The 6638-nt window shown below is 54.3% G+C and carries 7 protein-coding genes; 4 read left to right on the top strand and 3 right to left on the bottom strand.

Features of this window, described 5'->3' with window-relative positions; translation table 11 throughout:
* Positions 1-230: 230 nt before the first annotated feature.
* Positions 231-1496: an allantoate amidohydrolase gene (locus tag B7L71_RS15300; protein ID WP_081138974.1), complete on the top strand. Its 1266-nt coding sequence runs from the start codon at positions 231-233 to the stop codon at positions 1494-1496.
* Positions 1497-1513: 17 nt separating this feature from the next.
* Positions 1514-2926, top strand: a complete 1413-nt coding sequence (locus B7L71_RS15295; RefSeq protein WP_249273281.1) for a YfcC family protein — start codon at positions 1514-1516, stop codon at positions 2924-2926.
* A gap of 67 nt (positions 2927-2993) precedes the next feature.
* Here the strand turns inward: B7L71_RS15295 and B7L71_RS15290 are convergent, their stop codons facing one another.
* Complete coding sequence (locus B7L71_RS15290; RefSeq protein ID WP_081138971.1) at positions 2994-3701, bottom strand: NAD(P)H-binding protein; 708 nt, start codon at positions 3699-3701, stop codon at positions 2994-2996.
* 107 nt (positions 3702-3808) lie between these two features.
* On the opposite strand from B7L71_RS15290, the gene B7L71_RS15285 reads away from it, so the two are divergent.
* A complete protein-coding gene (locus B7L71_RS15285) occupies positions 3809-4030 on the top strand; it encodes a TA system antitoxin ParD family protein (protein ID WP_016914058.1) in 222 nt (73 codons plus the stop codon).
* Entirely contained in the window at positions 4023-4310 is a 288-nt protein-coding gene (locus B7L71_RS15280; RefSeq protein WP_016914059.1) for a type II toxin-antitoxin system RelE/ParE family toxin, read from the top strand. Before B7L71_RS15285 ends, B7L71_RS15280 begins: the two co-directional genes overlap by 8 nt.
* 104 nt (positions 4311-4414) lie before the next feature.
* Here the strand turns inward: B7L71_RS15280 and B7L71_RS15275 are convergent, their stop codons facing one another.
* Together B7L71_RS15275 and B7L71_RS15270 are read right to left on the bottom strand one after the other, a co-directional pair.
* Positions 4415-4831 (bottom strand): thiol-disulfide oxidoreductase DCC family protein, encoded by a 417-nt coding sequence (locus tag B7L71_RS15275; protein ID WP_081138969.1) that lies wholly within the window; start codon positions 4829-4831, stop codon positions 4415-4417.
* A 311-nt stretch (positions 4832-5142) separates the two neighbouring features.
* Positions 5143-6429 (bottom strand): DEAD/DEAH box helicase, encoded by a 1287-nt coding sequence (locus B7L71_RS15270; protein WP_212636764.1) that lies wholly within the window; start codon positions 6427-6429, stop codon positions 5143-5145.
* Positions 6430-6638: the final 209 nt, after the last annotated feature.

Below are 6638 nucleotides of genomic sequence, written 5' to 3'. Positions count from 1 at the left end.
TAGCCTTTGTGCACTTGCCCATCTGACCAGGGCTAGACATACGTCTAACCCTGGGCGCACCTCTTCCTGGTTAAGCCCCTGCCGTTACAAACTTTTTTGAAGCGCACTAACCGAATGCCCTGCCATGGCCGTGAGCAAAGCGTTGACAGAGCCAAAGTGCGTCACCTAGCCTAATTTATCATGATAAATAGACGCGACACGACACGCGCATGCTTGATAACGAGGTCACCATGACAATAACGCTGGAAGCGGCAGGTCAGCAGGCTTGGCATTGGCTTGAAGCAGCAGCACGCTGCTCGGAAACTCAGGACAGCGCTCAACAAGGCGTTACCCGCTTATGCGCTACGCCGGAGCACGAAGCAGTACTGGAAAAGCTGTCGAGCTGGATGGAAGCGCTGGGCATGTCGGTGAGGCGAGACCATGGCGCCAACCTCATTGGACGCCATGCCAGTCATTTACCCAACGCTAAAGTGCTACTGATGGGGTCTCACCAGGATACCGTTCCCAACGGTGGCAAATACGATGGCATAATGGGGATCATTCTGCCGCTTGCCTTGATCAGTTATCTCCGCGCCCAGCAAATTTCTCTCCCCTTTCATATCGATATCGTGGCCTTCAGCGATGAGGAAGGCACTCGCTTTAGCTCTACGCTACTGGGTTCCAAAGTGCTGGCAGGCACGTTCGATCCCGACAGTCTTTCCGCCACCGACGACAACGGCATTTCCTTGGCACAGGCATTGCGCGATTTTGGCTGTGACCCCGACAGCATTCCTGAGGACCGCTACGCTCCTGACGAGGTATTGGCCTTTCTGGAAGCGCACATCGAACAGGGGCCCCAATTGGAAGAGGCTTCGCTACCTGTTGGCGTGGTCAATGCGATTACCGGAATCGAGCGTCACCAATTCGTCATTCAGGGCATGGCTGGGCACGCTGGCACTGTCCCCATGGCTCTTCGTCGCGATGCGCTAGTGGGTGCTGCCGAAGTCATCCGGCTGGTCGATAACCTTTGTAAACAGACCGATCAGCTGGTCGGCGTGGTGGGTAAAATCACCAATGCGCCCAACGGGGTCAATGTCATTCCGCAAACCACCACACTCACGGTGGAGTTACGTTCGCCGCAAGATGCCATACGCCAGCAGGCGCGTTCAACGCTGCTCGATCAAGTCAGCCATGCACTGCCAGCGCTGAACCTCACTTACACGCATACCCAAACCTACGAACAAGCCGCCGTGCAGTGCGCCCCTTGGCTAACATCGACGTTGGAGCAAGCTGTGCAAGACAGCGGCGTCGCCCCGAAAGTGTTGTTCAGCGGCGCAGGCCACGATGGGTTGGCCATGGCGCAGCTATGCGATATCGGCATGCTCTTCGTGCGCTGCCACAAGGGGATCAGCCATCACCCGGACGAAGCCATCACCCCAGAAGACCTGATGAAGGCAATTCAGGTGCTCTACCACACCTGCCAACGCTTGGCTAAATGCTGCAATCCACCACGATAACGACCCATGGGTGCCTCATGAACCAACCACCGCAACACTCCAACAAGGCGTCTGCGACGGCGCAACGAAAATGGTACCAACAGGTACCTGACCCGATGGTCCTGATTTTCCTGATTCTGGTAGCCGCCTACCTGATGACGTTCATCGTCCCAGCAGGCGAGTTCGAGCGGGAAACCATCGATGGTCGCACCACCGTGATTCCGGGATCGTTCGATTACCTGGCCGATGTCGCCAATTTGCACTTATTCCGAATCTTTGTCGCCATTCCCGAAGGCTTGATCAACGCCTCGCAATTCCTGTTCATCGTGTTTATCGCAGGCGGACTGTTTCATATCCTGCAGCGCACGGGCGCCCTGGAAAATGCGATTGGCGTGGCGGTACACCGAGTCGGCGCAGAAAACAATCCTCGGAGCCGTAATCTCATCATTGCCGCAGGCACTTTCATTTACGGCTTTTTTGGTGTCGCAGTCGGCTTTGAAAACAATATTGCGCTGGTACCCATTGGCGTACTGATTGCCACTGCTATCGGCTGTTCACGCCTGGTCGGTGTCGTCATGGCAGTGGGCGGTATCGGTATCGGCTTCGCACTCTCTCCCATCAACCCTTATACCGTCGGCGTCGCGCAGGGCATTGGCGAACTACCCACCTTTTCGGGCTGGTGGCTCCGACTGCTCATGGTGCTGGCTTGCCTAAGCACCCTAACGGTCTTTATCTGCCGCTACGTAGTGAATGTCGACTACAAGGACGACCAGCCCGCCGAGTTGAACAAGCGCCTTCAGGATTACAGCTTATCGCGTCGCAACATCATGACGCTGGGCATTTTCATTGCTGGCTTGGTTATCATGCTGGTCGGTGTTTTTACTCGCGGCTGGTACATCAATGAAATCGCTGCGATGTTCTTGCTCATGGCCATCGTGATCGGCTTTGCCAATGGCCTGGGCGCCAACGAGCTGGTCAAGCAGATGATGGAAGGGGCGGCCTCCGTCACTGCGGGCGCGCTGGTGATTGGCGTAGCAGCCTCGATTCAGGTCATTCTTCAGGATGCCCATATCATCGACACCATCGTCAATTCACTGAGCAGCCTGGTAGGCGACATGCCTATTGCCATGGCAGCGGTGGCTTCCAGTGTCATCCAGGGGATCATTAACCTCTTCATTCCCGGCGGATCAGGCCAAGCGTTGGTCACCATGCCGATACTGATCCCCTTGGCGGATCTCATCGGCATGAGCCGCCAGTTGATGATCACATCGTTCCAGGTCGGCGACGGCCTCACCAACCTGATCGTTCCCACTTCAGGCGGCACCCTGGCCATGCTGGCACTGGGAAAAGTGTCTTATGCCCAGTGGCTAAAGGTGATCATGCCCCTGCTGGCACTCATTTACGTCATGTGCTGGATAGCGCTCGTGGCAGGGCATTATCTCGGCTACTGATCTCCAGTAACCAATGGGGAAGCGCCAGCTTCCCCTATAATATCTACCTCTTGGCGCAGATGCGTCACTAGCCACTAGCCCCCTGCCCCATAGCCGCACTACAGCGGTGCATATCAGCATTCGACAACACCCGCGACGTGGCTCCCGGATCCTCCCCCAGAGCCGCCACCGTCATGGCAGTAGCCACCTGGCGGACATCGATGGGCCTCACGGAGGCGGGCATCCAGCCTGCTGCGGGCGCCAGCACCGCGCTCGCCCACGTCTCTGCCAAGCGCCCATCCTGCGGCCGCCCCAACAACAGCGAAGGCCGAGCAAAGAACACACTGGGCAACCTCAGCGCCTGAATATCCCGCTCTACTTCGCCTTTCACGCGGTTATAAAATATCAACGAGTGAGCGTTGGCACCGTGCGCCGTCACCACGGCTAACCGGCTCACCCCCGCCGCTTTGCAGGCACGGGCAAACGCCAGCACCAACCCATGATCCACGCAGCGAAACGCCTCTTTACTCCCTGCCTGCTTTTTCGTGGTGCCCAGCGCTACAAACGCCATGGCCCCAGCGGGCACCAGCTCGGCAACCTCAGCTTCCAACCGTTCGAAATCCAGCAGCACAGGCTGAAGCCTGGAAGCGTTCGCGTGGGGAAATTCACGGGCAATATCCAGCTCGCGGCGGCTCAAGACAATGACGCTCTCCACCTCATCGCGCTGGGAAAGCTGCGTCACGAGGTGCTGGCCAATGGCGCCGGTGGCACCAAGAACGATGGCGGTGGTGGGCATGATTGACCTCTTGAAAATGTGAACGTCTGGTCAAGCCAGTACGCAGCAGTTTGCTACTGGTGTAGCGTCACGCTACAATTTTTTAAGTCCAACGACAGGAGTGACTGATGTCTACTGCAAGCATACGCTTAGATAAAGAACTGGTGGATAAAGCGGCCATCATGGCAAGGGCTTTACACCGTACAACACCCAAGCAAATAGAACACTGGGCAAAAATCGGCGAGATGATGGAAGACAACCCCGATTTGCCCTACGACTTTGTCCGCCAAGCCATCATCGCACAGGCAGAACGTGATGCTGGAAAGCTGGAGGCCTACGATTTTGATTAGCGCTACCAGCGTATTACAAACGCCTTCCTTCAAGAAAGCGGTCAAAAAACTCAAGCCAAATCAAAAAAAAGACCTGGACTCTGTCATCAGGCAGCTAATGGCCGACCCCTATATGGGAGAACAGAAGAAAGGCGACCTGGCTTTCCTGCGAGTACACAAGTTCAAAATGAACAAGCAACTGACCCTACTGGGTTATAGCTTCCATGAGGGTGTTCTTGTGCTTGAGCTGATGGCACTGGGCTCACACGAAAACTTCTACCGCGATATCAAACGACAGTAGCGCGTGGTAACGAGCGAGTAGCGAGGCACCCGCGAGGCCGCGCCACCGAGAGAAAAGGTAAGCAACCCACGCCCCACCACCACCGGACTGGATAAACATCCGCCTCACGGATCAGGTATCGCCCCCACAAACCGCGACCTCACCTCTGCTGACGGCACCATACAGGCATTTTTCTTACCAAAGAGCCGATAGCGATGCCGCGCGAATAGTTTATAAGCCGCGTCCCTGATCGGCCTGGGCACCCTCTTGAATACATAGCACAGCCGCCAAGGCCCTTTCAGGTCTTTGGCAATCTCAAGGGCGGCATCCGAGAGCACATAACACTCACCCTCCTTGATCAGCACCAGGGTGTCCGTGCCCACATCGGGGACGTTGAAGCGCTCCGTCAGCTCCTGGGCCAACTCACTCTGCATCGGGGTGAAGGCAAAGACACCCTCTGGATCTCGCTGGATGATGAAATTCACCGCGCCGGTGCAGAAGTTGCACACACCATCGAATATCACGATATGCCGATTATCCATAGGCTCCTGAAGAAAGAAACTGATTCGTTCAAATCACAAAGCTGTCGAGAGTTTACCCATCCACCACCAACCGGCAGCCATTTCGATACCTTTGCTCACGGCCGGACAACAACAGTCCTGCTCCCGTACTTCCCAATACCCTGCACACGCTATTTTCGACAGCAACAAAGAAGACCAAGATTATGCTACCCAACAGCTCTGACACTACAATCATGAGTGACCCAATATCGGTATCGAAGGAATAACTCCTTAACAGAAGTTGGCCATGATGACCTGGGGCCTACTTTTAAAGTCCTCTAAAAATGGAGAGATTAAAAATCTAGACCAAGAGATTTCATCACCTCACTGTCACTGACCACCTCAGTAGTGACAACTGCATCCTTCAAAAGGAGTTTTCTACTGAGCAACCTGTCAAGATGGACGTCAAATGAATCAAACTCAGGGTGTAAAGCGGCTGGAATATGGATATAAACATCTCTCTTCTGCCCAATACGGTAAACCCTGTCAGTAGCCTGTGCCTCCTTGGCAGGATTCCAATGACGCTCCAGATGAATGACATGGTTGGCACCCACGACTGTCAGGCCAACACCAGCCGCTACCGGAGACATGATGATGATATTAAAGCCATCAACGGATTCGAACTGCTCTATCAGCCCCTTCCTTGTCAGGCTGTCACCTTTTCCTTCTACCGCAGATGTATCCCCATTGATAATACTGATATCAAGCCCGTAAATCCTGTCTAGCCACACTTTCATGAAACGCTGCACATTTTTAGAAAGTATAAATATAATAACTTTCTCTTGCGCCGACCTTATATCATCAAGGACATCAAGGGTTACTTTCATTTTTGCCGACTCCGACATAATCATACGATATGAGTCAGGCTTGGAAACAAGAGATTGTAACGATTCGTTAGCTCGCGGATGAAGAGATATCGCCCTCAGCTTCTGAAGCGTCGAAAGAGCAAAGCCACGTACATCGTCTTCTTCTGCGCGACGCTTTCGATACGACTCAATCGTCTCATTGTAGGCCGAGAGCTGGGAGCCATTCATGGAGCAAGACAGCTTAGGATTATAGGAAGCCCCATGGGAGGCAGTGGGAACACCACTAAGAATGCTCTTCGAAGGCAGGGCTGATAGCTGATCCTCCTTGATACGACGCAACATGAACTCACCGGCAGCCTTGCGCAGGTCGCTCCCAACCGAACCACGAACGAAATCCTTTTCGTCCTCTTGGGCACGAAGTATCGGGGTTACCCAGCGATCCCTGAAATAGGTCCAATCCCCCAGAAGCCCTGGCTGAGCGGTATCCATCAGGCACCAGAAGTCACCCAGCGAATTTTCAACAGGTGTGCCCGTCGCTAATATCTTGATATCACTATTAAGCCCTTTTGCCGCATGGGTCTGCAAGGTGTTGGGGTTCTTGAGGTTTTGCGCCTCATCAAAGATCACCATCCCCCAGTCAACGAGGCAGAGAGAGAACTGGTAGTCACGAAGCGTTTGATAGGTGGTAATAACGAGACGCCTGTTGACATCAAGCCTCTTCACACCTGCATCAGGGCCCACGTGAAGAGCAAAGCGTATCTTGTCGGGCTCCATCTGACCTTCCTCGTCCAGGAGCTCAGATGCCTGAACGGACTCTCGCTTCTCCCCTTTCTTCTTGAATTCAGAAAGATCTCTTCCGGATTGCAATACCTTGACATCTTTAAGGAACCGCTGATCAATTCGTCTCTGAGCGGCTAAAGCACTCAGGGCGGCATATTCACCGCGTCAACGGTCACTTTCTGGCCACGGAAGGTGGCCTTTTT

Origin of the sequence: Halomonas sp. BC2 (genome assembly GCF_002078115.1) — a bacterium.
Taxonomy (GTDB): Bacteria; Pseudomonadota; Gammaproteobacteria; order Pseudomonadales; family Halomonadaceae; genus Vreelandella; species Vreelandella stevensii.
The sequence above is the reverse complement of the archived record's forward strand: the minus strand, read 5'-3'. Positions and strand labels throughout refer to the sequence as shown.